Origin of the sequence: Pseudomonas sp. SB113 (assembly GCF_040754745.1) — a bacterium.
Taxonomy (GTDB): domain Bacteria; phylum Pseudomonadota; class Gammaproteobacteria; order Pseudomonadales; family Pseudomonadaceae; genus Aquipseudomonas; species Aquipseudomonas grimontii.
On the sequence record NZ_JBFMHW010000206.1, the window covers coordinates 1 to 430 of the forward strand.

The 430-nt window shown below is 59.5% G+C and carries 2 protein-coding genes; both read left to right on the forward strand.

Annotation, left to right across the window (positions count from 1 at the left end):
* Nucleotides 1-268 (forward strand): class Ib ribonucleoside-diphosphate reductase assembly flavoprotein NrdI (gene nrdI / locus AB1462_RS32185; RefSeq protein ID WP_367249167.1); only part of this gene is annotated, 268 nt, incomplete at its 5' end.
* The coding region (locus tag AB1462_RS32190; protein ID WP_367249169.1) for a hypothetical protein at nt 244-430 on the forward strand (187 nt) is incomplete at its 3' end. The genes nrdI and AB1462_RS32190, both read left to right, overlap by 25 nt.

Here is a 430-nt window from a genome sequence, read left to right on the forward strand (position 1 = left end):
GACCTATAGCGGGGCGGGCGGCAAGGGAGCCGTTCCAAAACAGGTGATCCGCTTTCTCAATGACGCGGAAAACAGATCGAATATTCGCGGCGTGATCGCCGCGGGAAACAGCAACTTCGGTGCGACCTACGGGCTCGCGGGCAAGATCGTCTCCACCAAGTGCCAGGTGCCTTACCTCTACAGGTTCGAGCTTCTGGGCACGGCGGAAGACGTCGCCAATGTCAGACATGGATTGGAACGATTTTGGAAACGGCAAGCACTCTCCTGACGCGCGATGCGGACGAAAAGCCGCTCAACGATTTCCCGCTTCCGAGCGGCGACCGGCCTGCAAAAAAGGCCGAGACGGCGCTCGATTATCATGCGCTGAACGCCATGCTGAACCTCTATGACGAGGAGGGGCGCATTCAGCTCGACAAGGACAGGCTGGCGG